This is a genomic window from uncultured Mobiluncus sp. (genome assembly GCF_902488535.1).
In the GTDB taxonomy this organism is placed as follows: Bacteria; Actinomycetota; Actinomycetes; order Actinomycetales; family Actinomycetaceae; genus Mobiluncus.
Map to the genome: position 1 here is coordinate 1 of NZ_CABTWO010000047.1, position 1,602 is coordinate 1,602.

Here is a 1,602-nt window from a genome sequence, read left to right on the forward strand (position 1 = left end):
AGGGCAATACTTGGCAAAATGATAACCACCAGGAAAATAATCAAGGGCAGGGTCTTGGGGTGGGACTTAATCAGAGCGACCAAACTCAGGATGAAAGCTACGAAGTTCAACAATCCTGCAATCCCCACATAAACCAGGAGCTGATCTCCGGCCTTATCAGCCACGTCCGCAGCATTTTTCAACTCGTCCAGCCCCATTTGGCTAATGTCCCCACCAGCCACGGCAGCGACCTGTTGACCTGTAATGATGTGACCGGCAAGCATAATGATGGAAGCCACGATGCACAGTGCCAAGGCCACAAAAGCCAGCGTCTTTTTCACCTCGGGCTGGGGCACGCCGGGCCCAGCGGGCGTGACATTTTCAGTAGACATGGATTACTCCTTTGCTCGATTGGTTTCGTCAATTCCTTGACGGGTTGCTTTCAGCTTAGGGACGGGAAAGTTCACGTTTAACACCCAAAAGGGTGAAAAATTCGAGAGAATAAAACCGGGCCGGACGACCGGCACAGATTTGAGGGGAGAGACAGATGGGTGCGCCTGCGAAGCCGGCAAAAACTGGGAAATCTAGCGCGAAAACGAGGGCGACACAGCCGAAACAGGACAAGCGCATTGGCATTCTCACTTCTGGTGGTGACGCCCAGGGCATGAACGCGGCGGTGCGATCCGCGGTGCGTTCCGCCATAGTTTTGGGAGCCAAGCCGTTCGCGATACGTGAAGGTTGGTTGGGTGCGGTTCAGGGCGGCTCCTGTATTCATGAACTGACCTGGGGGGATGTGTCTAATACGATTTCCAAGGGCGGTACCATCATTGGCACGGCTCGTTGCCCGGAGTTTCGGGATTGGGAAGGGCGCCTGAAAGCCTGCGAGAATCTGGTTAAAAACGGCATTGACCGGCTCATTTCTATCGGCGGTGACGGGACGCTGCGGGGAACGGAAGAACTGCGCCAAGACTGGCCAAAGCTGCTGGAGCAGTTGGTGAAGGAAAAGCGCCTCAGCGCCGCCGCGGCGAAGGCCCACCCGTCCTTGTGCATTGTCGGCATCGTCGGGTCTATTGACAACGACATGGCGGGTACAGATATGACCATCGGCACCGATTCGGCCTTGAATCGCATCTTGGCGGCCTTGGATCAGCTCTCGTCCACCGCCGCCTCCCACCAGCGCACTTTCGTGGTGGAAGTCATGGGACGAAACTGCGGCTATTTAGCTCTGATGAGTGCCGTGGCGGGCGGTTGCGATTACGTCCTGATTCCCGAAGATCCCCCCGCGCCCGGCTGGGAAGACGACATGTGTACGAAGCTCAGCGAAGGGCGCAAGCACGGGCGGCGCGACTCGATTGTACTGGTGGCCGAGGGTGCGAAAGATCAGGACGGCCAGGACATTACCGCCAACTATGTCGCTGAGGCTATTGAACAGCGCACCGGCGAGTCCGCTCGGGTCACCATTTTGGGACACATTCAGCGCGGGGGGACCCCCTCGGTGTACGACCGATGGATGCCCACCCTGCTGGGGTATGCCGCGGTGCAGGATGTGCTTGCGGCGAAACCGGGGGACCCGGCCAAAGTGATGGGGGTACGCTACAACCGGATTGCCCGGCTGGACCTGAC

General features: G+C 58.1%; 2 protein-coding genes. One reads left to right on the forward strand and one right to left on the reverse strand.

Annotation, left to right across the window (positions count from 1 at the left end):
- Window positions 1–371, reverse strand: a 371-nt coding sequence (locus RDL66_RS08975; RefSeq protein WP_374042925.1) for a hypothetical protein, incomplete at its 3' end; no start/stop codon positions are given.
- A 155-nt stretch (window positions 372–526) separates the two neighbouring features.
- On the opposite strand from RDL66_RS08975, the gene RDL66_RS08980 reads away from it, so the two are divergent.
- Window positions 527–1,602: 6-phosphofructokinase (locus RDL66_RS08980; RefSeq protein ID WP_308536651.1), on the forward strand; the 1,076-nt coding region annotated here is incomplete at its 3' end.